This window comes from Methanobacterium veterum (assembly GCF_000745485.1).
In the GTDB taxonomy this organism is placed as follows: domain Archaea; phylum Methanobacteriota; class Methanobacteria; order Methanobacteriales; family Methanobacteriaceae; genus Methanobacterium_D; species Methanobacterium_D veterum.
The window spans coordinates 540,816-567,737 of the sequence record NZ_KN050693.1 but is presented as its reverse complement, the minus strand read 5'-3'; the positions used below and the strand labels follow the sequence as shown (position 1 = coordinate 567,737).

General features: G+C 31.9%; 24 protein-coding genes. 4 read left to right on the top strand and 20 right to left on the bottom strand.

All coding sequences use genetic code 11. The annotated features are described in order from the left end of the window. Window positions 1–12: 12 nt before the first annotated feature. Window positions 13–456, top strand: a complete 444-nt coding sequence (locus EJ01_RS12950) for a response regulator (RefSeq protein ID WP_052376178.1) — start codon at window positions 13–15, stop codon at window positions 454–456. 46 nt (window positions 457–502) lie between these two features. Here the strand turns inward: EJ01_RS12950 and EJ01_RS12945 are convergent, their stop codons facing one another. Next, window positions 503–1,012: a CcdC protein domain-containing protein gene (locus EJ01_RS12945; RefSeq protein ID WP_052376177.1), complete on the bottom strand. Its 510-nt coding sequence runs from the start codon at window positions 1,010–1,012 to the stop codon at window positions 503–505. A gap of 77 nt (window positions 1,013–1,089) precedes the next feature. Here EJ01_RS12945 and EJ01_RS12940 point away from each other — a divergent pair, with 77 nt between their 5' ends. Beyond that, window positions 1,090–1,329: a hypothetical protein gene (locus tag EJ01_RS12940; RefSeq protein ID WP_048080761.1), complete on the top strand. Its 240-nt coding sequence runs from the start codon at window positions 1,090–1,092 to the stop codon at window positions 1,327–1,329. An 89-nt stretch (window positions 1,330–1,418) separates the two neighbouring features. Here EJ01_RS12940 and EJ01_RS12935 read toward each other — a convergent pair whose 3' ends face one another. The 8 genes from EJ01_RS12935 to EJ01_RS12900 form a co-directional block, all read right to left on the bottom strand. Further along, entirely contained in the window at window positions 1,419–2,147 is a 729-nt protein-coding gene (locus EJ01_RS12935; protein WP_052376175.1) for a hypothetical protein, read from the bottom strand. Window positions 2,148–2,288: 141 nt separating this feature from the next. Further along, window positions 2,289–2,984: a hypothetical protein gene (locus EJ01_RS12930; protein ID WP_048080762.1), complete on the bottom strand. Its 696-nt coding sequence runs from the start codon at window positions 2,982–2,984 to the stop codon at window positions 2,289–2,291. Between the two features lie 62 nt (window positions 2,985–3,046). Next, window positions 3,047–3,727, bottom strand: a complete 681-nt coding sequence (locus EJ01_RS12925; protein ID WP_048080763.1) for a hypothetical protein — start codon at window positions 3,725–3,727, stop codon at window positions 3,047–3,049. A gap of 126 nt (window positions 3,728–3,853) precedes the next feature. Beyond that, the gene (locus EJ01_RS12920) at window positions 3,854–4,876 is read right to left on the bottom strand and encodes a hydantoinase/oxoprolinase family protein (RefSeq protein WP_048080764.1); all 1,023 of its coding nucleotides are present in this window, start codon (window positions 4,874–4,876) and stop codon (window positions 3,854–3,856) included. A 104-nt stretch (window positions 4,877–4,980) separates the two neighbouring features. Further along, complete coding sequence (locus tag EJ01_RS12915) at window positions 4,981–5,982, bottom strand: ATP-grasp domain-containing protein (RefSeq protein ID WP_048080765.1); 1,002 nt, start codon at window positions 5,980–5,982, stop codon at window positions 4,981–4,983. 21 nt (window positions 5,983–6,003) lie between these two features. Continuing rightward, the gene (locus EJ01_RS12910) at window positions 6,004–7,305 is read right to left on the bottom strand and encodes a nucleotide sugar dehydrogenase (protein WP_048080766.1); all 1,302 of its coding nucleotides are present in this window, start codon (window positions 7,303–7,305) and stop codon (window positions 6,004–6,006) included. A 508-nt stretch (window positions 7,306–7,813) separates the two neighbouring features. After that, complete coding sequence (gene wecB / locus EJ01_RS12905) at window positions 7,814–9,124, bottom strand: non-hydrolyzing UDP-N-acetylglucosamine 2-epimerase (RefSeq protein ID WP_048080767.1); 1,311 nt, start codon at window positions 9,122–9,124, stop codon at window positions 7,814–7,816. Window positions 9,125–9,634: 510 nt separating this feature from the next. Next, a complete protein-coding gene (locus EJ01_RS12900) occupies window positions 9,635–10,414 on the bottom strand; it encodes a CPBP family intramembrane glutamic endopeptidase (RefSeq protein WP_048080768.1) in 780 nt (259 codons plus the stop codon). A gap of 952 nt (window positions 10,415–11,366) precedes the next feature. Between EJ01_RS12900 and EJ01_RS12890 the strand changes: the two genes are divergently transcribed. Beyond that, window positions 11,367–11,648 carry a DUF5654 family protein gene (locus tag EJ01_RS12890; protein ID WP_048080770.1) on the top strand — a complete coding sequence of 94 codons (282 nt, stop codon included), beginning with the start codon at window positions 11,367–11,369 and terminating at the stop codon, window positions 11,646–11,648. 67 nt (window positions 11,649–11,715) lie between these two features. Here the strand turns inward: EJ01_RS12890 and EJ01_RS12885 are convergent, their stop codons facing one another. Then, window positions 11,716–13,080 carry a DUF460 domain-containing protein gene (locus EJ01_RS12885; protein WP_084689220.1) on the bottom strand — a complete coding sequence of 455 codons (1,365 nt, stop codon included), beginning with the start codon at window positions 13,078–13,080 and terminating at the stop codon, window positions 11,716–11,718. 523 nt (window positions 13,081–13,603) lie between these two features. Between EJ01_RS12885 and rsgA the strand changes: the two genes are divergently transcribed. After that, window positions 13,604–14,653: a ribosome small subunit-dependent GTPase A gene (gene rsgA, locus EJ01_RS12880; RefSeq protein ID WP_048080772.1), complete on the top strand. Its 1,050-nt coding sequence runs from the start codon at window positions 13,604–13,606 to the stop codon at window positions 14,651–14,653. A gap of 248 nt (window positions 14,654–14,901) precedes the next feature. Here the strand turns inward: rsgA and EJ01_RS12875 are convergent, their stop codons facing one another. From EJ01_RS12875 to EJ01_RS12830, 10 genes are all read right to left on the bottom strand, one after another. Next, window positions 14,902–15,564 (bottom strand): phosphatase PAP2 family protein, encoded by a 663-nt coding sequence (locus tag EJ01_RS12875; protein ID WP_245611211.1) that lies wholly within the window; start codon window positions 15,562–15,564, stop codon window positions 14,902–14,904. Between the two features lie 461 nt (window positions 15,565–16,025). Further along, complete coding sequence (locus tag EJ01_RS12870; protein WP_052376171.1) at window positions 16,026–17,138, bottom strand: M20/M25/M40 family metallo-hydrolase; 1,113 nt, start codon at window positions 17,136–17,138, stop codon at window positions 16,026–16,028. 328 nt (window positions 17,139–17,466) lie between these two features. Then, the gene (locus EJ01_RS12865) at window positions 17,467–18,849 is read right to left on the bottom strand and encodes a hypothetical protein (RefSeq protein ID WP_048080774.1); all 1,383 of its coding nucleotides are present in this window, start codon (window positions 18,847–18,849) and stop codon (window positions 17,467–17,469) included. Between the two features lie 242 nt (window positions 18,850–19,091). Continuing rightward, complete coding sequence (locus tag EJ01_RS12860; RefSeq protein ID WP_048192890.1) at window positions 19,092–19,421, bottom strand: Rieske (2Fe-2S) protein; 330 nt, start codon at window positions 19,419–19,421, stop codon at window positions 19,092–19,094. 309 nt (window positions 19,422–19,730) lie between these two features. Next, window positions 19,731–20,579, bottom strand: a complete 849-nt coding sequence (locus EJ01_RS12855; protein WP_048080776.1) for a prenyltransferase — start codon at window positions 20,577–20,579, stop codon at window positions 19,731–19,733. Window positions 20,580–20,583: 4 nt separating this feature from the next. Next, complete coding sequence (locus EJ01_RS12850; protein WP_048080777.1) at window positions 20,584–21,423, bottom strand: phytoene/squalene synthase family protein; 840 nt, start codon at window positions 21,421–21,423, stop codon at window positions 20,584–20,586. Window positions 21,424–21,434: 11 nt separating this feature from the next. Then, entirely contained in the window at window positions 21,435–22,907 is a 1,473-nt protein-coding gene (locus EJ01_RS12845) for a phytoene desaturase family protein (protein WP_048080778.1), read from the bottom strand. A gap of 171 nt (window positions 22,908–23,078) precedes the next feature. Next, window positions 23,079–23,828 carry a bisanhydrobacterioruberin hydratase CruF gene (gene cruF / locus EJ01_RS12840; RefSeq protein ID WP_084689219.1) on the bottom strand — a complete coding sequence of 250 codons (750 nt, stop codon included), beginning with the start codon at window positions 23,826–23,828 and terminating at the stop codon, window positions 23,079–23,081. A 288-nt stretch (window positions 23,829–24,116) separates the two neighbouring features. Further along, entirely contained in the window at window positions 24,117–25,412 is a 1,296-nt protein-coding gene (locus EJ01_RS12835; RefSeq protein ID WP_048080780.1) for a hypothetical protein, read from the bottom strand. Window positions 25,413–25,541: 129 nt separating this feature from the next. Beyond that, window positions 25,542–26,711, bottom strand: coding sequence for a nucleotidyltransferase family protein (locus EJ01_RS12830; protein ID WP_084689218.1), 1,170 nt, complete (start codon window positions 26,709–26,711; stop codon window positions 25,542–25,544). Between the last annotated feature and the right edge of the window lie 211 nt (window positions 26,712–26,922).

Genomic DNA, 26,922 nt, shown 5'->3' with positions numbered 1-26,922 from the left:
TTGAGGCATACAATGAAGAAACCTGTTAAATTACTACTGGTTGAAGACAACCCTGCAGACATTAGATGGACAGTAGAAATTTTTAAAGAGTATCATATACCCGCTGAAATACACGCGGTTAAAGACGGCACAGAAGCATTAAATTTTTTGTATAAAAAAGGAAATGATAATTACAATCTGGATATAATAATATTAGACCTGTACTTACCCATTATAAACGGACATGAAATACTTAAAAGAATTAAAATGGATAAAAAATTAAATTCAATACCCACTGTAATTCTTACAGCTTCAAATTCCCCAAAAGATGCTAAAATTGCTTATATAAATCATGTAGATTGCTATATCTCAAAACCTCTTGATTTTAAAGGTTTAATGAAAATCATACAACGTACTGGGAAATTCAGGCTTACAACGACCACCTTACCTGGATGTATCGAAATGCCATGTAAATAATATTCTCATTTTAAATGTTGCATCATTAGGCCAATTTATAACTTTTTCAGTTAATTAAGTCCTGCTTTAAAGCATCATTCTTTTTAAAGTTTACATATTTCCAGTAAATGAATATACGGCGGGAAATCATTGCACCCACTGCCATAATAAGGAATATAGCTGTTAAAAGGTTTAAGTCTATAACTCTCATGCTGCTAACTGCACTTTTTCCATATATCCTAACTACAATAATTGCAGCCCATAGAAGCACCGCAATAAGAGAACCCTTCATTACCATAGAGCCATCTTCATTCATCTTAACTTCCATAAATCTGGATATTAAAAAGCCCATTAATATTCCTATTAAAAGGCCAAAAAATATAACTACGGCGTTGAAAACGCTGTATATTTCCACATAAATCATGGGAATTGTAATTATAGACAAAATTACTGGCATAATTATTAATTTCCTTAATTTTATCTTCCTTTCACGTAATTGCAGTATAATGATTAACAAAATTAGGATAAGGAAAGAAGGACTGGCCATAAAATTATTATCTGGTACTATCACTGTCATTATATCACTCATTATTGGATTTATTTCAAAGTATATAAATTACATACTAAACAAAAATAATAAAAAAGAGGCATCATATGTCACCAAATGACAGATTCAGCATTGCAGCAGGATGTATATTTCTAATTATTTTTATATATACATTGTATATTAAAAGTTACTTATATGCCCTCGGATGGCTTATACTAAGTGCAGCACTGCTTTTAGAGACATATACCCCTCGAAAAATTGGAGATATGGAAATTCTAATTATTATAAATGAAGCACTGCCTTTTATAGCCCTCGGAATATTTATTTATACATTGATTTATGGATAGATTATTTTTTAGTTTTTAAATTCCTTGATTTTGCAAAATTTAAAAAAAGTTAAACAATAATTATATGAAAAATGTTGATTTTCCATTAATTATATCGAATTATAAGCCGTGTCAACTAAATTATAGGTCACATTATAAGCTTCGCTGTAACTCACCCATTCAGGGATCTCATAAACAAATGTAGCGTGTCCAGTAGCTGCTAAAGGTTTTGTGAAAACTTCGGTTGATGTACCTTTCTTTTTAGGATTTTCATCGGAAGGCAGGAATCTTAATCCAGACATAGCTTTGTCAACCTTTTCTGCAAGTGTTACAGATTTATTATCCATTGAAGGAGTTGCAATGTAAAACCCTTCACCATAACCTTTTTTATGGTCATGACATATTATTATAACATCATAATCAGATTTAGCAACATCTTGAATGATATAATCTGCGGCAAGACCCTGTCCTTTGTTTCTACCTGCAGTATAATAATCAAAGTTTTCATGCACTACAATGGTGTAATGTACTATCTCAACATCGTGGGATTTAGCATAATCTTTTACTACAGCATCAGATACATTTATTGAAAGTGTTTCTCTAGGATGTATACCTGTAACAACTGCTACTTTAACTTTTTTTTGAGAAGAAGTACCAGTAAAGTTCGCCAATTTAGAGCTTAAAGTCTCATTTGGCATATACACATCCTTTATGACATAGCCTCGGCTGTCTGAACCTAAAGTAGTATGTTTAGTTGAACTAGCTGTATTTAAAGATGCAGCTGTTAATATGATAACAATTGCACATAGAACAATTATAGTTAATTTTTTTTTAATCATTGAATTCACCTAGAACTCTGATTTCTGGAAATTGTCAGCTCTGATTTTTGAATATTTAGAGATTTATTGACCTGCCTAAGAAAGGTTTGATCTAACCATATAAAAACTTTTATAAAAATTAGTAATAAAAAGGGAATATGTTTAAGTCGCCCCAATTGACTTAAAACATGCATCAATTAACTTATTAGAATTAGAATATACATTAGAGTTATCTAGCCATTCTGGAATCTCATAAACAAAAACGGGAGTCCCAGTAGCTACGATTGGGTCATCAACAGTGGTAATTGATGAACTTTGAGCCTTCGAATCTGCGTCTCTTTGATAGTAATTAAAATCAGGCAAGAGATTGTGTACTGATTCTGCCAGAGTTATAGATTGAGAATCCATTGTAGGGGTGGCAATGTAATAGCTATCATTACCATAGCCCTTCTCATGATTGTGGCAGATAATCACCAGTTCATAATTTGATTTTTTAATATCAGGAATTACATATTTAGCAACGAGGCTTTCACCGTTATGCCGGCCAGTTACAAATATATCAGGATTAGCAGTGACAGTTACCTGATAGCTTACAACTTCAACTTTGTGTGATTTAGCATAATCTGTTATAACTTCAGGCACCACCATTTTAGCTGAAATTTCCCTCGGATGCATTCCAGTTACAATTGCTATCTTCTTAGTCGATGATCCTGAATGATCATATATGGTTTTAGTGACGAATCCTTTATTATCTGACCCTAAAGTAAAATGTTTAATTGAACTGGCTGTATTTAAAGATCCAACCATAACTGCAACGATAATAACAACTATACCAATTATAACTAAAGTTTTTTTCATAATTATATTTCCTACGAGTTTTAACATATCGTTCAAAATAAAAAGTAAATGTAGTTAATTCTTTAAATTGAATTAAAACAGGCATCAATTAACCTATTGGAGTTAGTAAATACATTAGAATTACTTAACCATTCTGGAATCTCATAAACAAATACTGGAGTTCCTGTATTTACGATTGGAGTGTCAACCTGGGCAATTGATGAACTTTGAGCTTTTGAATCCGTGTTTCTCTGGTAGTAATTAAAATCAGGTAAAAGACTGCTCACTTTTTCTGCAAGATTTACCGATGGTGAGTCCATTGTAGGAGTAGCAATATAATATCCGCTGCCATATCCTTTTTCATGGTCATGGACTATTATTACCAGGCTGTAATTTGATTTTGCGATATCTGGAATTATATATTTGGCCACCAGACACTGACCGTTGTAACGACCGGTTGTGAAATCCTGCGGGCTGTCAGTAACTGTTACCTTATAATTTACAATTTCAACGTTGTGCGTAAGTGCGTATAATTTAATAACTTCCGGTACAACTGTTTTAGCAGAAGTTTCCCTCGGATGCATCCCAGTTATAACTGCTATTTTAGGTGCAGATGCGCTGTAATGAGCATATACATCTTTAGTGACATATCTTTTGCTATTTGAACCTAAAGTAGAATGATCGCTGGAATTATACAGCATAAATACTGCCGCGGCTATTATACCCACCATTAAAATGAGTATTATGAACATCTTCTTAATCATTAAATCACTACGCTTTCCGTTAATATTTGCAATTTAAAAGGTTTGGTTTTAGTTTAAAACTTATTATAATTTGCTGTTATCAAATTCAAAGATAGTCTTAATTTAATAAAAAAAGTTGAAATGAATTTAATCTTTTATGTGGTCCCTCATCATCAGCGCAGTACCAACTGCAGGGGCAACGACACATTCATCCTTTTTAAGTATTGTATCCATACCTGTTGATTCAAGTCCAGCTACTTCTGCTGCTCTTGCACCAACTATGTCCATGCCAAGACCAGTTGTTACAACTTTTGTGATATTTTCCCTTTCTGAAACTTCTAAAAGGGCTTCAGCAACTTTTTCAGCTTGTCTCTTGTAGATATATGCTGCAATCTTTTCTATATCAGATTCACTCAGCATATCCATATCTCCACAAATAACCCTTGAAATTCTTCGCATACACTCTTCTTTTGATTTTCCTGCCCCATCACAGGTACTGCAGCTGTAATCCTCTTCAGTTATGTTTCCAAGTACTGTGTGAATATCTGCAGTGGCTGCGAAAAGTTCTGAAGATACCCTTACCCATTCATCACCTAAAGGTACTTTATCTACTATTGCAGCCAAATTTGTCCGGAGAGTTGCGCTGTATACCAGTTCTCCTGTTTTTAATCTTTCAAGGTCAGATCTACCTTTAGCGCATTCAGATCCATTTTTAATTGGAATAATATCTGTGGTTGTGCTTCCAGTATCTATCATTATACAATTTTCCTCTATTTCTGCTGCTATTTTAGATGTTGCAATCCAGTTTGCTGCAGCAACTTCATCAGGCCTTTCAACAAGTTCTTCAAAACTTAAAACACCATTTATTCCAATAAAACCTACAGGAACCGGAAATGATTCCTTAGATTTTTTTGCAATGTCTATTACTCCTTCTCTCTTTGTTTTATATGCATCCACAAGTTCTGCTGTCATACAAATGCCCACAGCATCTATATCCTTTAAATCATCACCAAGTAAGCGTAAAAGGGCATCACCAAGTTCATTATTTTTTAACCACATTGGAAAATACTCAAAATCTGCTTTAATTCCTGTTATATTACCCTGATCATCAAAGTCAACCACTGCCAGGTCTGTATTTGCTCCACCTATGTCAAATCCCGCAATTTTCATAAAGATCACTCTATTATTTTAAATTATTTTTTAGATATCTCAAGATTTATTTCATTTAAACTTTCAATGCATTTAATTAAACTCATAATAGTTTTAATCATTACTCATCCCAATTTATCAAGCTTTAAAACATCGTCTTTTTTACAAAATGATATTGCTCCACTTAAATTAATTTTTGTAGGTAATTTACCACAGTAGATAGAATCTAAAATGGCATCACCAAGATTAAAATTCAAAAGATTCCTTAAAGCCACGTAAGGAGTTGTAATCCTTGAATTTATCTCAACCAGATGCACTTTCTCTCCCAGAATCATGTCAACACCAACATAGCCCTTAAGGCCATCTATTGATTCTACAGCCCTTTTTGCCACTTTTTTAGCTTCTTCTTCAAGTTCATGAGTTAAAGGCACCTGCCCCCCATTATAATTTATCCCCTCGTCTGAAAAATGAATATCTTGAAGATTCAGACTTAACGGAACTGCTTCCCTGCCGTTGCTTATCAAACTCACGCTGGCTGAAGTTCCCCCTATAAAGTTTTGAATTATAAAATAGGGAAGATTGGTTTCAATCAAAGAAGCTGCTTTTTTCATTTCACCCTTTGAGTTAACAACATGTACACCTGAGCATGAAACTCCATCAGCAGGTTTTAAAATCCGTTTATTATTAAATGGTTTATAACTATCCATATCCTTGAAAAATACTTTTTCAGTCTCAATTATTGGGACATTATCTCTGAGAGATTCATACATTTTGAATTTATCAGAGCATTTCATTACTGCATCTGAACTTGATCCTATAATCTCCACGCCTTTTTTTTCGATGAAATTTACTATATCATATAAAATAAAATCTTCTTCAGGAGCTATTACAAGACATGAGCCATAATTTGATATATTTTCATCTAACCAATTCATTAATTCCCCTTCAAGTTTAACTGGATTACAATAACTATTACGAGAAATAGACTGGTCCAAAGATATGAGATAATCTACATCTCTATCTTTAAAATCCTCTAAAAATCCATCAAGCATTGCCTGTCCTTCAGACCATAAAGAGGGATCGTCAATTCCCATAGCTGTGATATATTCAAGAACAAGTATTTTCAAATAATCAACTCCAGAAAAAGTTTAAAGCCGTCCAATTCCTTTAAAGATGACGCCTTCCATTTTAAATTCATCCGGGTTCAAAATAGGCCTTGTACAAACGAATATTTTATTTTCAATCATATCTGGCGTAATTGATTTATACTCATCATGATCAGTTATGAGCACGACGCAGTCACACTTCAAAACCTCTTCCATACTTACAGGCTCGGCACCAAAGTATTTTATTAAATCACTGGAAGTATGTGGGTCGTGGGCGTATACATCAAAGCCTTCCTCAAGCAGAAGTTCGATCAATGGTTTTGCCGGTGTTTCCCTGGCATCAGCTACGTTTCCTTTGTATGCGACACCCAGTATACCTACTTTAGAATCATTGATTTGTTTTCCAACATCATTTAACGTGTTAACTACAATTTCAGCAACATGTCCCGGCATTCCATCATTTATAGCTCTTGCATTCTTTATTAAAGTAGATTCTATTCCTTCTTGTTCAGCTATTTCCACTATGAAGTATGGATCAATAGATAAACAATGTCCTCCAACACCAGGACCTGGAGTATGTATATTAACTCGAGGGTGGTGGTTTGCAGCAGCTATAGCTTCTATTGCATCAATGCCAAGTTTTTCACAGACCTTTGCAAGTTCATTGGACAGCGCTATATTGGTATCCCTATACGTATTTTCCATTAGTTTGACCATTTCTGCAGTTATCAGATCATTAACCTTTATTATTTTGCCCTTTGTAATGTGTTCATAAAGAGAAACAGCTGTATCTGCGCTTTTTTCGTTGATTCCACCAATTACCCTTGCATTATGGGTCATTTCATAAATGGTGTTATTTGGAAGCGCCCTCTCAGGAGTATATGCTACTCCAAAGTCATTCCCTGCTTTTAACCCGCTTTCTTCAAGTATTGGAATTACAATGTTTTCACATGTTTTTGGGGGCGTAGTACTTTCTATTATAACAAGATCATCTTTATTTAAAGCTTTTGCAATGGTTTTACATGCTGATTCTACAGCAGATAAATCTGATTTTTTAAATTCATCTACAGGTGTTGGGACAATTACTATTTTGATTCTTGAATCTTTAGAAGCGGCGATTCCATCGTCAGTTGCAGTTAGTTTACCACTTTCAACTGCTTTCTTCACCAATTCATCAAGTCCTGGCTCCATAATTGGAGTCTTACCTTTATTTACATATTCTATCGTTCTCTTGTTTATGTCAACTCCTGTAACCTGCAAACCGCTATTTGCAAAAAGGGCTGCAGTCGGGAGCCCAATATGGCCAAGACCAAAAACTGTAATCTTTGAATTTTCGAGAATCATTGTTTCTATCCCTTTTAGTTAATATATAAAATATATAACAAATATCTAATTAATTTCAAAATTTATTGTTTCTATCCCTTTTAGTTAAATTGGAATATTGATAACAAATATTTAACTAATTTCAAAATTTATTGTTTCTATCCCTTTTAGTTAAATTAAAATATTAATAACAAATATTTAACTAATTTCAAAATTTATTGTTTCTATCCCTTTTTAGTTAAATTAAAATATTAATAACAAATATTTAACTAATTTCAAAATTTAATTAATCAATATTAATAACTGTCTCAATCAATTAAAACTTATCCAATTTATAGTGAATGACCCAATACTTTTGGCGCTATTTAATAAGATAATTTGTTTATCGTGCCAAAGCTAATTACCTAAATTTTATAAGTTTAGAAAAGTTACTTTATTCCCTATAAAAAAGTTAAATAAATTAAGTTACATCAATAATTTGAAGTATTGACAATTACTTACCAATACTCACTAATTTTCAAAATAACAACTAATCTGCTTTAAAACTATCAATTAATGCAGTTTTACCATTTAAGTTAAGATTCTCATAGGGAAATACAGCACTACCCTCTTCAAAGACCATTTTCACTATTGAATCATGGTTATTTTCAAATTCCAATACAGATATATCTTCTTTGATTTCAAGAAGTTTACGGGTCCTGTTTTTCATTATATCTTCAGGTACAGTTATTTTAAGCTCGCCTGCATCGTATAGACCCAAAATTGCATCAAGAATTCCTTTTGAAGAATTCCCAGTACCATAAGGATTTTCAGCTTTGCTCATTTTACCATAAAGATCATCATTATTTAAGATTTCTTTAACTGTACTTGTTATTTTATCTTTTTCTGCTCCAACAAGGATATTTCCTCCAGCTTTAACTGTTTCAGGGCGTTCAGTGTTATATCTTAAAGTCATACAGGGTACATTTAATGTAATTGCCTCTTCCTGTAGTCCTCCAGAATCAGTCATGATAAATTTAGACTTTGACAGGAGAAGTAAGAAATCAAGATAACCTACAGGCTTTATAAGCTTAATATGATCAGCATTCTCTAATTTCTCAAACATGTCAAATTCTTTAAGGGTTTTAACCGTTCTTGGATGTACTGGAAAAACAACTGTTACATCATCTAATTCTAACAGTGCATCTATAATATTTTGAAGCCTTTCTTTGTTATCAACGTTTTCTGCCCTGTGCATGGTAAGGGTGAGAATATCTCCATCAAAATCAAATTTAGGTTTTTCTTCTGACTTTTGTGCAATTTTAAGGTTTCTGATACATGTATCAACGATAGTATTTCCAGTAATAAAAATATCTTTGGGGCTGATACCCTCAAAAAGCAGGTTAACTGCTGATTCTTCGGTTGGCACGAAATAAAGTTTGGAACATACATCTGCAATTTCCCTGTTTATTTCTTCAGGCATGGATTTATCATAAGACCTTAAACCTGCTTCAACATGCCCTACAGGGATATGGAGCTTTGATGCCACAAGTGCCCCTGCAAGTACTGCATTAGTATCTCCCTGAACAAGAACTATATCAGGTTTTTCTGCAACTAAAACTTCCTCAATACCATTCATCATGGTCGCTGTTTGTTTCCCATGGGATCCAGAGCCAACCCCTATATTAAAATCAGGCTTTCTTAATTCTAAATCAATAAAAAACTGGTCAGACATTTCATGGTCGTAGTGCTGTCCAGTATGGATTAAAATATAATCGATATTTCTTTTTTCTATTTCATCGATTACAGGGGCCATTTTGATTATCTCCGGCCTTGTCCCAATAATGACTGCAATTTTCATAATGCAATTTAATATTTCAAGCTTAATAAATTTAATTCTTTGAAATTATCCAAGGTTACAAAGAAAATTTCCAGTTTATTAAGCTTTATTATATGAACCAAAACATATAGCTTACTTCTATGCAATAGCACCTATTTAATTACTTATTTTTGAAAATTTCAAATATTAAAGTATGGATACACGTATAGATCACTTATTTTTATATAATTCAAAATTTGGACATCCAGAATTATTTATATGTCAAGAATGATGTTAATTGAGATTTTTACATAGAAGACAAAGATGAGTTCAAATTAGATATTAAATTGTGTTTTATACAGTTATTGACCCCATTTATCTTTTAATTGGGATTATTTCACGTTTATGTACCAAATTAAACTTACTTACACAACTAATTTATCTGAATATAAATAACATAAAAACAGTTTTAAATTAGACCATTAACATAAATTGTCCTGGACATCGCATGGAAGTCCAGGATTGTAATTAAAAACATTCTTTGGTTTGAGGCTATTTTTCTGTTGGATAATTGAAGCCTATTTTTTTAGAGGCCCAGAACCATAAAATAACCAGGAACACTATACCAAAAGCCAATCCTAACAAACCACTTTCAGGGCTAAATATGTTAGTCATTTTAATTCCCAAAATACCGATAGTACTGCCGAAACCAAATAGAATATAAACTAATGTATTCCAAAGAGCATGGGAGAATGAGGATACAATTATAGAACCCGAAATGTACCGTAAGAGCCCAAAGGTCAGCCCCCCAATAATCCCACCAGTAATGTATATAGGAAGCATACCCAGCGTGAACGACGCGTCCAGGAAGAATAAAGGTAAATGCCATGAAGCAAAAGCTAACGCCGTGAGTAAGAGAATCAATTTAGGATTTATTTTGCCCCGTTCCAGTATTCCAAAAAGCCACCCTCTGAAAAAGCCTTCTTCAGTAGCAAATGCTAATATAAGTGTATACAGGAAAAGATAAGCGATTTTTCCAGCTGTTCCATCAAAGTATTGAATTCCACTAATATTCCCAGTTGCCAATGCAATGACAATAATCACTGCACAAATACTTACTGGATATAAAATAGCCCACATATAATCTCTTAAACTTCCAAACTCCAAACCCAACTCTTTACCATTCATTTTAGTCCAATAGGCTAAAACTAAAATTAGGGGGAATATTACAAACGATTGAAGTTGTTCATTATTAAATATTACTGGTGTAATTACACTAAAAATCATCACTAAAACATATCCAATTAAACCTATTTTGTAAACATTTTTCATTTTGACACTCTCTCAAATCATATTTAAATAGTTGTGAAAGACAAAAACCAGAGTAATCTCTCAAATCACTCTGATTTACAAAAAATTTCATCTCCACCAAAACATGCAATGGTAATTCTAGAAGTATTATCTGGGCAAATGGCATTTTCGTGAAATAATTGAGATTTATTTCAAATAAATCCATTGCCCTTATTTTATATTTGATTATTCCCTCCAAAAAGACTTATTTTTATTTATACAAGTTTTTTAAAAGGTTTTTACTCTAGAATCCCATTTATTACATGCAAATTCTAATTATCCATAAGTCGATAAAATTAAATTTAATTTTAATAATGTCATAATTTGCTATTATAAAAAAATAGAAAATATTATAGCATCTATTCCTAAATAAATTAATATTCTATTTTAATGAGCTAATCAAGATGTAATATTCACACAAAAATTAATAAAAATTTGAATAATACTTATTCAAAATAATAAGGTTGAATATAATATTTAAATTAAATAAAAAAACCGTAATACTGTGAATTTTATTAATTATAAGTTTATTTTAAGTTTTAATAGTAGTAGACTTAATTGAAAATATACGATTAGAATTTCATTGGTATAATGCTCCTACATGAAATGAAGTTTTCATCTGATAAAACTTTCAATTCAAAATAAGCATCAATATACCTTTAAATCAGTGAAAAAACTTTTATTATTCTTTCTACATTTAAATTAATCTATATATTAACCCAATTCACTAACAAATTTACTGAGTCTCGGCATACTTCAAACAAAACGAATTTGAAAGGAATTAACCTAACATTTCAGTTTTTATAATTATTAGAAATTAATTTTTCATTATCCATAATCAAGATTTAAAAAATATAATTAAGATCATAATTTATTTGATTAGTTTCATATATATTCAATTATATTGTAATTTAGATCAAAAAGGGAGATATTAATGAAAGAAAATGTAAATAATGTGAAAAGTACGGTTATGACTACAATATCCACATTGGTAACAACTGCTTTTGGGTTAATTGCTGCTTTAGCATGGAATGATGCTATAAAAGCTGTAATAGCAGAATTTTTCAAAACAGGGAATGGAGTTACAGGTTTACTCATTTATGCAGTTTTAATAACAATAATTGCAGTAATTGCAACACTCCTGATTGCAAGAGCAATACCTACTGAGCCTCCAGTACAGAATGTAAGAATTGTAGAAGATGCAACTGAAAAATAAACTATCTTTTCTTGTTTTTTTCTTTTAACTATATTAAATTAAAATAATTCAATAACTATAAATGAATTTAATCACCATTTGACGGCCTTCTTCTATGAGCCCTGTATTCATCTATCATTTTTAAGAGCTGTTTTTTCTCTTCCTTATTCCGTCTGTTTTCAACACGTGTTTTCCAGCTTTCAATTTCTTTATCTAAAATATCTTTATCTATAACTGCAAATTCATCAATTATTTCAAGATCAATTTTATTTGCATCTAGTACCGGCACCATACTCTTCTCAAATTCTTCCTCTGCAGGGTGCGACATTTTATCCACAAATATTGCGGCTTTTATACCCATATTAATCAGCATTGAAGCTGTTTGAGATCCCCCGCCTTCAGAACTTGATAAAAGAACCACATCTCCTTTTTTAATAGTCCAGTAATCCATAGCCTCTTTGATTTTCTCGCGGGTAAACGATTCAATGATCTTTACAGGGACTGCTTTTTCAGATAGCTCCATAACCCTTATTTCCTTCATGGAACGCAGATTCTCTTCAAGCTTTTCTCTAAGTACCCTTTCCTGAGTATACTTTTCCTGGAGCCCTTTTATAAGGGATACTTTTGAAGATATTTCCTTTTTACGCAGGATATCCTTTGAATACTCATAATGCAGTTTTTCTATTTTATCTTCAAGTCTGGAAGTCTTCTTTTTGTAGTGCCTGACATCCTTTTTAAGGAGCTTATTTTTCTTCTTCAAATAGCTCATCTGCCTTTCTTGAGACTTTATCTTATGTTTAAGTTTTATGGCGGCTTCTTCAATTCCTTTGAGTTTTTCTTCATCTATAAATTCAATGTTATTCTCCATTTCCTCAATCTGAACTTCCAGGTCATCCTTACCTTCAGGGATTTTTAAAACATCGTCTATTGCAGAAGTAATTGGACGGTCCCTGATGACCATACTTTTGACTTCGTCCACTTCTTCAGGTGCTAAACCCAATTTTTCAGTACGCCTCTCAATCTGCTGGAGCTTTTTTTGGTAATGCTTGTATGTTTTAATTGCAGCAGCTAGAGCATCTCTCTCGTGAGCATTTCCAGGATAATTATTAGAAGATATCTCATTTAGATAGCTATCTACAAGTTCTGTCTTGGAACTAACAGTAAAAGTTTTACTTGGAGAATAAATTTTAGAGTTAAGTGTTGATGCAAGCTTCCTAACATTTTTAGGGACAGGATAAACATCAGTAGCTATTAAAACAGTTTTTCCATGACTTATAATAAATTTTATTACTTCAGCTCGGGCCATTTCTTTGCAGCTCTTGGTTGCGATTACATTTCCCGAGAGATCTAAAATAGCTATTCCTACAGTTAATCCAGGATCAAAACCTACAATAAGCCATTTTTGTCTTTCCTGTGAGGATTTAGAATTTAAAAATAAGTTCGAGTTTTCAATTTCTTCAGTTTTATCTACGTTCTTATAAACCAGGGAATTTCCTCCTAAACACCTGTTTCATGCTTTAAATACGGATTATAAGATAAATGTAATATTTTAAATATTGATATCTTGATTAATAATATGGGTTAATACAATTTATATTATTTATTAAAATCTGGAAAATTGAAATTTTACTAAAATTGAAAAACAATGTAAAAAGTGGTAGCACTCATAGATAGATTTTAACAAAAATATCTTCATCACGTTTCTGGAAATTTTATTCTTATTAACATATAAGTTCATTAAACCACCCATAACGCAATATATGACCAAATATAGTCTAATTTAAAGAAATATAAATCGATGCAACCTCTAAAATATCCTGAAACCCCACGTAATACTATCTAACTTTTTCTATTTAATAAAAAACGCATAATACTTATATACTTATGAACAATTCCTAATTCAGTGAAAAATTAAGTATCAGAACCCAGATCTAAAAAGCTGAACACTGCCATATTAATAAAATGGAGATATTAAATTGAATAATTTATTAAAGAAATTAGGATGGAATGCCTTTTTTGGTAAACATTTTAGGAAGTATGTAGAGTTATATGAACCAGCAAGGGTCTCAACTGTATATAAAAACGGTTATAAAGTGTATAATAAATCTGAAGAGGTCCGTGCAAAAGTTTCAGGTAATTTACGCCAAAATGGAGAACTTCCCGCAGTAGGGGATTGGGTAGCCGTATCAAAAGATGACATAGGTTCTACTGTTATACATGCAATTCTACCTCGAAAAAACAAATTTTCCAGGAAAGGAGCTGGAAATGTTACTGAAGAACAGATAATTGTCACAAATATTGATACTGTTTTCATAGTTACATCATTAAACAAAGATTTTAACTTAAGAAGGATAGAACGATACCTTGCTATAGCTAATGAAAGCAAAATAGAACCAGTAGTGGTTCTAAGTAAATTAGATCTTTGCAAAGATGTTGAACAAAAAATAAGATACGTTAAAGAGATTTCACCTAATACAAATGTGGTTGCTATTAGTTCTATGGAAAATAAAGGCATAGATCAACTATCACCTTATCTTAAAGACGGTGAAACTGTGACACTTTTAGGATCCTCCGGTGTGGGCAAATCTACACTTATCAATATTCTTGAAGGTTATGAAAGACAAAATGTCGGTGAAATCAGGGGAAAAGACAGCAGAGGAAGGCATGTCACAACTGAAAGAGAAATGATCCTTTTAGAAAACGGCGGTTTAATTATAGACAATCCAGGAATGAGGGAACTTCAGTTATGGGATGCTGGAGAAGGATTGATCGATCTTTTCAGTGATATTGTAGAACTTGAGATGCAGTGTAAATTTTCTGATTGCTTGCATGAAACCGAACCAGGGTGTGCCGTCAAAAAAGCAATAAAAGAAGGAGCACTATCAAATAAAAGGCTGGAAAGTTACAGAAAATTACAAAAAGAAATGCAGGCTGTTGAAAGGAAAAAGAACCCTAAACTTGCAGAAAAAAAGAAATGGAAAGATATAAAAAAAATGGCCAAAGAGATTAAAAAAACCAGGAAATGATTGTATTGGATATCATACCATCTGCTCATTTTAGATTGATCATGTCACTACAAATCAGATATAGCGACCATGTGGCTAAACATATCAACATTTAACGACCATATGGCTAAAAATAGTAAAATTAATGAAGAAAATTTAATTAAAATATCCTTTTTTAATTTTTTATAATCCCATTAATACCCACATAATATTAAATTACTGATAAAATTGATTCAAATAAATATAAATTAATCTTGTTTAATTTTAATTCATAGATAAATTAGATCTAATACTATCAAAATAGTAAATACAAGAGCATGCCATTTTTCATTTTTAAGGTTTAAATTTCCAGTATCTAATAACCATTTTAATAGAACCGCTAATAGAACCATCAGAAACATTGCAAGCCCAATTCCAAATAAAACATCCGTTAGAAAATGCATGCCGGCCAATATCCTGCTGAAAGAAAGGCTTATTGCAAAAATCAGCAATAAAATTGCTAATGCAATTTTTATATTGTTTCTTTTAAAATACCCATCACTGGTTAAAAAGCAGATTATAATTGGTAATGTACCTGCAAATGCTTGAAAGGCATGTCCGGAAGGAAAAGAAGTCCCCCTTCCATGATATAAACTATTAATATCGAGGTAGAGTATCCATGGACGCGGAACAGCTGAATATAACTTTATTATATCTAATATTGGAATGCCGATGGCCAGAGTTATAAAGGCAAGGAAAAGTACCATCCTGTATTTTTTTAATTTATTAACTTTAAAAGCCGCTAAATAAAAGATTAAAACAAGAGGTATGATAGCATAAAGCATGTAATAAGTATAATAATAACATAAAGAGGCAAATAGTGGATCAGTACGTAATGAGTTGAAATTTAGTAAAAACCAGTGATTAAAATTAGGGGTAAGATAAGCTATCAAAGCAGCCAGCCATAATATGGTTATGCATAAAATAAAAAACAGTTTTTTATTAAATCCAAATTCGAATAATTTCAATTTTATAGCAAATTTGTTTGATTCATTTTTCATTAAAGATATTTTATTTCAACTGGCAATATATAATCCTTAATCTAATAAAAGTCTAATGTAAAAGTTTATTAAAATATTATATGAAAATTTTTCAAATCTGCAGGTTTACATTTGTATGCTTCATTTAAAAAGCTTAAAGACATATTACTATTATCCAAAAGTATTTCCTCCATAAATTAATCAAGGCATTAGGTATTTCATCATTCTAGCTTCTAACTGTTCAATTTTATGACATAATCATCAGATCTGTTTAATTAGTGTTTCATTTTGCAGCCTGTTCCTTTCTAGAGTTAATATAATCTCATTTTGCGCGGCTAAACGTTGTTTAAGTGTGCTGTATTCATCAGTGTCTTTTAAATTTCACCCTTCATCAATTCAATTACAATTTTTGTTATATTTTCAAGTTCAAAAACAGAAGTGCATTCTTCACAGGAATGGCAACCGTTCATGGCTGCCGCCAGCACAAGTCCATTTATATCATGCTGTTCTATGTTGTTGTTGTCGCTACCACCGAGTGTGGAGCATAGTTTACAAGGAATGCCTAATTTTTCACATACATTTTGAAACCTTTTTATAACAGAATGGTTTAATGGTGTTTCATATGCTTCTATACGAAGTTCATGTGTAACTTGCATTTTGGCCCCGTGTTCTTCCGTTATTTTGGAAAATATTTCTATAACTTCATCTAATAATCTAAAAGTCTCATCATGGGAATAACTTCTTATTTCTCCTTTAACAGCACATAAATCAGGCACAATATTTGGAGCGCGTCCCCCTTGAATAAGTCCTATGTTACATGTAGAGTTTTCATTAATCTTGCCGGTTTTTATTTGTGCAAGTGCTTTTGCAGCAACGATTATCGCATTAACATTTTCTTTACATTTAAAACTAGAATGAGCTGACTTTCCCTTTATGATTATATCAAAAGTAAGGAGTGAAGGCGCTTTATAAGCAGCTGATCCAACTTCTCCTGATAAATCAAGAGTGTATGATTCTTTTGATTTTATCATAGAATAATCAAAAAACTTTGATCCAAGACCATATATCTCTTCTGCAACGCAAAATAATACTTCTATTGGACGATGGTTTATGTTTTCTTCTTTTATTGCTGTAACCGCTTCTATAATGGCTGATACTCCAGATAATGCATCGCATCCCAAAATAGTGTCTCCATTTGATGTAATTGACCCATCATCATGGAATATGGCTTTTTTTCCTTTGGCAGGTTCTACTGTATCCATGTGCGCACAGAAAAGCAGTGGCTCTAAAGATTCATCCCCTGGTAAAAATCCATATAAGTTCCCACTGTTTCCCCCAATCTTTTCACCTACTAAATCTTCATGAAGGGTAAATCCTAATTTGCTAAGCTTAAAACTTAAATAATCACAAACAAGTCTTTCTGAAAGGGAGGGGCTGTAAATTGAAACTAAATCTGAAAATGTTTCCAGTAATCGCTGTTTATCCAAAATGTTCACCTGTTACTTAAAAAATGTTTAAGTTTTTAAGTAAAGTGTTACTACAGTGAATTTAAATTTTTTCATTTGTTTATAAATTAAAATTAATAATTAATTTTAGCAGTTTAAACAACTATGTATCTGGACTTGTAAAAATTATAATAACGCACTACCACATGTTAAGTATCAACCAGAATACATATAATATGCCATCAAGTAAAAACAAGTTAATTAAGCCATCAATATGAACCAGAGCATCATCACACATTAAATATCAGCCAGAATACATGTGTATGTCATTTAAGTGAAAACAAGTAAATAAATTAAGTTATCCATTGAACTAGAGCTTTCCATATTCATGGATTAGCTCTTCTATTTTTCCTCCAGAATTCAGATGTTTTATCAGTCTTTGAGCAGGGTTTTCTAATGATTTTGCTCGCTTATACAATGGATTTAGCAGCTTTTCCTCTTTGTTTCCCCTTTCTTTTAGGCTTTTTGATGCTAGATCAAGAATTTTAATTAAAAGCTTTTTAAGTTCTTTTTCCTCTACAAATTCTGGAAGATAAGATTTTACAAACATTTTTCGCAGCTCAGTTAAAGAGTATGGCTTGTTAAATATGGCAGTATCCTCATCTAAAATTTGGTTTACTTCATCTATCTGATTTATAAGTCCCAGATGGAATGCATGAGCAGTCATTGTTTCATTAATCGGCTGACAACAAACTGATCTAAATTCTATTGTGCCCCTAAAAGTTAAATCAACAAATTTAAAAGGTCGAAAATAATTAAAGTCCCCTTTTTTTGGTTTAAATATTATTTCATGATATTTTCCACCTTCAAAGTATTCTCCATTTATTTCATCTTTTTTAAAAAATTCAGTTACTACAGTAGGTTGGAAATTAAGGTACTTCCCTTCCTGTTCAGTACAGTATATGCTTGTACTGAGCAAATATTCAAGGAGTTCTTCAATATTTTGCGGTAGGGTATCAAACATTCCAATGTTTTTCTTATTATACCCATGCATACTGTCTTCCCACAGCATATCTCGACTGCAGGCCAGTTCCATGTTTTCTCCGTTTAACACAGAATTAGAAAAAAGAACAGCTTTTATTGGCTCAAGTTTGGAAAATACACTTAGGGCAAGTATTAAATCATCAAAATTAACATCTATATGAGTCTGTGATGCACTCGTAAACATACCAAATTCAGGCATATCATGAAAGTTTATTCCATCCCCATACAACTTATATAAACATAAATGATGATACAACATCCTGTATCTCCCATTAGGTATAGGAAGACGTTTGTTATGTTTTCTATAAGGATTAATGCCTAATCCGGTTAGAGTATGGTTTTCTTTATTTAATACGTCCTGAATAAATTTATAGTATTCTTCAAACCTTTCTTTAACATGGTACAAGTTTTTTTCTTTTCCAAATGAAATTTCAAGGTTGTTATAAGAACAATCGAAAGTATAGATATCACCTGTCACCTGATCTTCAAGGGCACAGATTACATTATTTTCATCTCTGTCTTTTATTTTGAAGTTAAAGTAGTTTTTAAATTTTACAGTCAATTTATGAACTAGTTTAAAATCCACTGCCGTTTTATTTAAGTTGATAATAGGTAATTCCAGTTCTACTCCAGTAAAAACATCTTTTTTTAGTTTTGTAGGTTCAATAAACCGTCTGTACATTAACTTTTTAACTTCCTCTCTTTTCATATTCTCCCACATATAGCTTTGTGACGCTTTTCAATATCTGAGGTGCCATGTTAGGACATAATGTGAATAGTTCAAGGAGTTTCAATCAAATAAAATTTTTGATTTTTGCAAACATCAAAACTCCGCGTTTTTTTGGAAGCTACGATTTTTCAACGGTAAATTTCGACAGATTTTTTCAAACACCAAATAAATTTAAACCCATCATTAAAACCGGTTATCCATTTTACAGTTCATTCCTCAATTTAAAATTTAACAAAAACAGAGTTATTTTCTATTTCAACGTTATAACTGTTCAAATCACGCGACCCTCCGCCTGTAACAATCTTCAAAAAGCCAGGGACATCTTTAACGAGTTTTCCAGTTTTAACATCGTACTGGGAGCCGTGCACCGGACATGTTACAATGCCGTTTTCAAACTTGCCAATAGGGAGGTACCCGCCCATATGGGGACACACAGCATCTACAGCATAAAATTTTCCACCTAAATTCGCCAGAAGAAGGTATCTGAATTTAACAGTGAACCCCCTTATAGCCCCTTCCGGAATATCAGAAACATTACATACCTTTTCCATTAAATTCACCTCTCATTATTCCTTAAACCTACCAAACCAAATTAGAAATTAAATATTTTCAGACACAACATTTCTTTTTACCACATTCGGGTACTGTAATTCAGTCTGCAGTTTTTACAGGGCTTAATTCAACTACCGAAATCCAGTATTTGTGAAAATTTACCATAAGTACCCACTGTAATAATATAAATAATATATTTATTAATACTTACCATGACTATTTTTAATTATTTTCATTAGCGTATTTTGTTCCAAACAACCGCTTAAAAACGTGTGATTAAATTAAAAAACGAATATTAATGGGTAAATTTACAAGCTTAAAATATTTTTATTAACAATCAGGGCAAAGAAAAGCAAACCACCTAAAGCTGTATTTACATAAGGCAAATACCAGTAAAGCTTATTAATATCCAATTTGTCAGTAATTAAGAGTAGAAGTGGAAACAGAGGATATAATAATACTAAAAAGCTTAATAACCTGAACCCTGCAAGTATTATTACTATTACAGATAATATCGACCAGAATATTAGTGTAAGAATTAATGCATATTTTTCACCTATAAAAACAGGAGTGGTATTTATTCCAGCAGCACGGTCATATTCAACATCCGGAATTGCAGAAAATATATGCATTGCAGATATATGGAAATAAGCACCTGTTAAAATTATTAGAGAAGGTAGAGAATTTGATACCATGCTGTAGGCAAATATTCCAGGCATTATATACAAATAATTAGATGAAAAATCCAGTAACGGCCTTTCTTTAAACCTTAGTGGTGGAGAACTGTAAAAGTACGACAGTAAAAGGAATATTAAAAATAAAATTCTTTCTAAATTTGTTTGAAAAAATAGCAGGACAAGACTGATACCTGCAACTAAATAAATGACCCTTAAAAGATTCCTTTTTTCAGAATTAACTATTCTATATTCTTTTTCATCTTTTTTAGGGTTATTTTTATCTGTTTCCTCATCCCAGTAATCATTGACTCCATATATAAACACATTTGCAAAAAAGAAAAAATATAACAGATAAATGTAGTAATCAAGCCTGAAAAAATCCCCTATTGTGTTAACGGCGAGAGCATAACCAACTACAAATGTTCCCCCTGTATAAATCCAGAATCTAAATCTGGATATCTTAAACATGAATGATAACATAATCTCACTTAAAACTTAAACCTGCGCTTACTGAATTAAATAAAACTTTAGAAATAATATTAGGAAATGAAGGCTTGACCTTTTTTTGATACACAACATGAGGATGCTTTTTAATCTGCGATCCCGTCCATTTATAAAGATCTGATGCTGTTTTAATTGGAACTAAATATCTAAAAGGTATATAAGAGAATCCCCCTTCTGCTTCTTTTTGCCATGAATAATAAGTATCTAATTGTTTTCTAACAAAAGCATTGAATTTTTCTGATTTTTTACGGATACATTCTTCATCTAGAGATTCAAGATTAAAAAATTCAAGATCACTTTGAGGAAAATAAGTTCTTCCAAGCTCGATATCTTCAGGAATATCCCTTATGAAGTTTATATACTGCATAGCCCTCCCCAAATAACGTGCATTCTCATAAGAATCCTGCGATAAATCCATAATTTTAGCCATAAAAAGCCCCACAACTTCAGAAGAACCATAAAGATAAACAAGGAGATCTTTCATTGTGTCATAGGTTGATTTTGTAATATCCATCTCCATTGAAGCTAAAAATGAATCAACCCAACTTGTATCAAAATTTTTTCGTTTTATAAGGCTAACAAACGAATCTATTACTACGTCTCCTGTTCTAGAACCATTAATTCCCTGATAATATCTCTCTTTAAAAGAATAAAACCCTTCAGTATCTTGAGGAATAGAATCTACATAGTCATCAGCCTTTCTCAAAAAGCTGTAAAGTACAAAAACATCTTCTTTAACATTTTTAGGGAAAAATAGGGTGCTGTAAAAATAAGTTTTACTTCCACCTTTAAATATAGAGTAAATGGTTTGATCTATCATGTGTTCTCACTCTACAAAAATTTACCTGAAAGCTCACCTGCGACGATTTGAGATGAAATAAGTGTCATTGGAACTCCAATTCCAGGGTGTGTGTAATGGCCAGAATAATACAAATTTTTAACTTTCTTGCTTTTATGGGCAGGCCTCCATAATGCAGACTGCCTTAATGTATGAGATAATCCTAAAGCAGTTCCTTTATATGCATTATAACGGCTTTTAAAGTCATCTAGCGCGAATATACGCTTTACGACAGTATGATCTCTGATGTTTTCATCAATTTTAGATTCAAGATCATCCATTATTTTATTATAGAAATTCTCTCGGAGTTTAGAATTATCTTCAAGCCCCGGAGCAAGGGGTATTAATATAAATAGTGTATCTGAACCTTGTGGAGCTGCAGATGAATCTGTTCTTGATGGAACATTCACATAATAAGAAGGATTTTCAGGCCATGCTGCTTTTTTAGAATCAAATATCGTATCGAAACCATGTTCCCAGTCATCATCTAAAAAGAGATTGTGATGAACCAGTTTGTCAATTGTGTGATCAACACCTAAATATACAACCATTGCAGATGGTGCCATAACCCTTGAATCCCAGTATTTAGCATTATATGTCCTATTATCATTTGTAAGGAAATTTAGTTCAGAATGCGCGTAATCTGCATTTACAATAACTAAATCAACATCATAATCTGCTTTACTTGTTATAACTCTTTTAACGTTATGATCATGAATATCCAACATTTCAACTGGCTCATTAAATTGAAAGTTAACACCATATGATTGTGCCAGTTTATATATTGAATCTACAACTTTTCTCATTCCTCCTTGAGGGTAAAAAACTCCCATTGTAAGGTCTACATGGGACATAAGATGGTAAAATGAAGGAGTATTAGCAGGAGCACCCCCAAGAAATCCTATAGCATACTCAAGAATTTTTCTTGCTTCGTCACTTTCAAATTTCTTGTTTACATAGTGCTGCAAATTTTCCAAAATATTCATTTTATATCCTTTAAGTAGAAGTTTACCGTTAAAAAAGTCCAGTATGGAAGTATAATCTTTGTACAACATTTCATTTAATGAAAAATCGTATAATTCCTTTGAAGATTTCAGATATTCTTCTAATTTTTTCGCTCCATTTTCTTCAAGACTGTCAAAAAGAATATAATTTTTTTCAATGTCTGCTGCTACATCTACAGATTTTTTGTTTCCAAAAAATATCCTGTAAGACGGATCAAGTCTTTCTAACTTGAAAAAATCTTCTGGTTTCTTCCCAAACTCAGCAAAGAATTTTTCGTATACATCCGGCATTAGATACCATGATGGACCCATATCAAAATAAAAATCTTCATCATTATAAACACTAGCCCTTCCGCCAGGTTGTTCATTTTTTTCAAGGACTGTTACATTAAATCCATTTTTTGCAAGTAATGCTGCTAGAGACAATCCACCAAATCCAGCACCTACAATTATCGCTTTCATTTTTACCACATAATTACAATTAAGACATAATAATTTTTAGTAAATTTTTAATAATTTATGTTTATAATGCTTTATATTTTTTAGCCGTAAAAATTGTGAATATTTAAAATTGAAAATAATAAAAAATTGTTTAAATCATTTAAAAAAACAAATTAAGGTTTTATAAATCATTTAATTAGAATAATTTCCTATTTTTCCCTTACTACCATTTAAAATAAAAATTAAAAACACTGTCCCGATAATCCCTGGAATCCACAGTTTTAAATAAAAACATGAAGGTGTCCAGAAGCACAGAATTAAAAATAAACTTGAAATTAAGGCTTCTGGCTTATTAGGATCAAATAATTTACCTTTTAGTAACACAATGCTTACTACAGCAGCTAAAAAACCAGTTAATATCCAGCCAATAAAGTTCATTAATGGAATACCATAATAAACCCCTTGAATTTTATATATCCAAAAATTTAGAGCCACTGCTGCAGGATCAAGAACTAAATCCGCGAGTAGAACAAAAAATGCAGTAAATAAAGATATTTCAATATAATTTCTAGATTTTAATGCTGCCAGATAAATACTGCCTATAAATAAAGGTACATAAGCAAAAGGAACTGTATATGGAGTGTATCCAAAAACCTTGAACCCAATAAGATTAGTATATACAAATTCTGAATAAGGAAATCCCGTGATTATTGCAAATGTTTCAATAGAAACAGCATAAATACTCATAATTATTATGAAAAATAAACCTTTTTTGTATCCTAACCACTTTATAGAAGCAAAATAAGCAGGTAATGATAGTGCAATAATAAAAATTCCAGAAATAAATGCCATTTCAGATTTTATAGGCATATTAGTTACAAAAAAAGCTATTATTACAAGAATAATTCCAGTAATCCAAAAAAATAAAGAATAATCTTTCATATACTTTTTATCCATTCTACAATTATATTTTCAAAGCCAAATTTAATACTAAATGGAATTTTAAATGATATTTGGTAAAATATAAAATGTTACCCAAACTCATTTATAAAACTTATTCGCTCATGTACATGATCCTGTGCATGAGTTATACTTCCTGTTAAATTGTAGTTTTAATTGATTATAGGGGATTTATCTTAAAAAAATGCAATTTACTTAACCAGTAATCACGTGAAAATGAAGTGATATTATTTACACAACCTTCTGGGCATGAGCGAAAATTAATTAAAATTACATCATTTTATTTATATCATGGCTCAACTTCTGCAGTTTACCTGAAGATTTAGCCTCAACATAAACTCGAAGCAGCGGCTCAAACCTGGAAGGACGTACAAGAACAAAAGAATCTTCTTCCTGCATTTTAATTCCTTCAGTAGTATCAATTTCGCCATTTTCTTTTAAATTTTCTTCTAAATTCGTTAAAACTTTCTGTTTTTCATCATGTTCGCAGTTTACAGAAAAAACAGTTCTTGGATACTCTGGTATTTCGTTAACCAGGGTAGAAAATGTTTTGTTGTGCTTGCAAATTATTTCTAACATCTTAACCGCCGCAAAGATTGCATCAAAGCATTCCTGGAACTGTGGAAATACATACATTCCAGAATCATCTCCACCGAATACTGCCTTATTTTTTATTATTTCATCTAAAACACAGTTCATTGGTGCTTTTAGAAGTTTACCCCCCTGATCTGATACTATTTCATCCAGAGACATTGATGCTGTAACTGAAGATACAATCGTCCCCTCTGGATTTTCAATTAAAGCTTCCCGTGCAAGTATTGCAAGTACAGTTTGATCCCTTATCACATTTCCCTTTTCATCAATGAAAATCACCCTATCACCATCGTTATCCATTGCAATTCCCATATCTGCGCCTACGGCATTTACAAGGTTTGAAACCAGAGAGACACTTTCAGGAGTTGGTTCTGCAAATTTTTTAGTACTTACATTGGTGGGCTGGCATCCAAATAGTATGACATCACAGCCCAACCTGCTTAAAATCTCAGGCAAAAACTGTACAGCCGAACCATTTGCACAGTCTATAACCACTTTAGGTGCCCTACTGCTTATAACATTCTTTTCTGTATTTTCCAACACTGCATTTAAATATTTATCAACGTAATCATGCACATATGAAAGCTGGCCCACTTTATCCCATGATACCTTCTCAGCGTGCCTTTGGGTTAATGGTATTTCATGATTGCTGAAGACTTTAATATCTATTTCTTCAGGGTTCATATGTGATGCAGTTATAGTGACAAGAACGTCTGTATTATAGAGATCTGCACCATAGTGAACAGTAGGTATAGGTGCAATACCAAAATCAATTACATCGATCCCTGCTGCCAGTATACCTGCAGTTATGGACCGTTTGATCATCTGAGATGGATCGTTTATATCACGTCCAACTATGACCTTTTTTCCAGATCTAACAAAATTTCCAATTATATTACCCAAATTTGATGCAAACTCGTTGGTTATCTCAGAATTTACAACTCCCCTAATTTCGTTTATATACAATGACATTTTAATCTCCGAAAGAAATTTTATTCACATAATCTATTTAGATAATTTGAATGAGGGATTTATTTCATTAAATAAAGGACCCTCCAATTTTAAAAGAGTTTTTTGTTCTATTGCAAATTATCTAGTAAATTATTTGGCCTCCAGCACATAATCCGAATCAATTATGGAATTTGGTACAATTTTCATATTATTAGTTATAGACCGTGAAGAGCGTACGATACTGTTTCTTCCAATTTCAACAAGACTTCCAGTTACAACACCATTTTCTACAACGGTGTTTTTATCAATCAAACATTTTGTATCTATTATACATCCATTTAAGAAAGAATTATCTTCAATTATACTGTTTGGAAAAAGAACTGCCCCGTCGATGTTTACATCCTTTCCAATTGAGACATTATCCCCTATTACACTTCCCCTTGATATTTTACATCCTTCCTCAATTGTACAGTTGTTTCCAATTACTACAGGACCCTCTATTCTGGCTTTTTCATCTATAAAAACATTTTCTCCGACCCAAATATTTCCTATTTTTCCAATACTCTCTTCCATTTTTGTTTTATAGAAGTTTTGATCTGTTTTCTGGTCTAAAATATCATAGGTAGCTTCAAGATATGTTTCAGGCCTACCAATATCGTTCCAGTACCCATCGAATACGTACCCATATATTCCGGCATCCTGTTTTATTACTTCAGGGAAAATATCCTTTGAGAAATCAACTTCTTTCTCTTTATCATCAAAAAAGTCGAATATCTCAGGCTCAAAAATGTAAATTCCAGTATTTGCAACATTACTGAATGCCTCTTCTGGAGATGGTTTCTCCAGGTATTCAGTTATTTTATGGTCCCTATCCATTACTGCTATTCCAAAATGGGTGGGATCTTCAACTTCAGTTAGTACCATTGTTGCAATTGCCCCTTTTTCTTTATGATACCTTACAACATCTTTAAAGTCAACATCAGTGAGCACATCCCCACTTACAACCATAAATGTATCATCTATATATTTTTCTGCTTTTTTAACACTTCCTCCAGTTCCCAGGGGCCATTTTTCAACCGAATATCTTATATCTATACCAAACTCAGAACCGTCTTTAAAGTATTTTTTAATATTTGTTGACATATAATTCAAAGTCATTATAAGATCGTTAAATCCTGACTTTTTCAACTTATTAACAGTATATTCTATAATAGGCTTATTTACCAGAGGTATCATTGGTTTAGGCCTTACTAATGTTAGGGGTCGCAATCTTGTCCCTTTTCCACCAGCCATCATTATTGTTCTTATAATATCACCCATTATTATTATTCTAGTTAAACACTTAAATAATTATGGTATTTCAAAATAAAAGGAAAATATAGTTTATTGTACGATAATAGCTTTTATAATCTCGTTTTTTGTTAAGCAAGTTTGATCATTATAAATCTTCATATTTTATTGAATTAACAATATTAAGAGCATAATAATGCACATTTAGATAAAAAAAATATGTTAAATACTATTATTTACT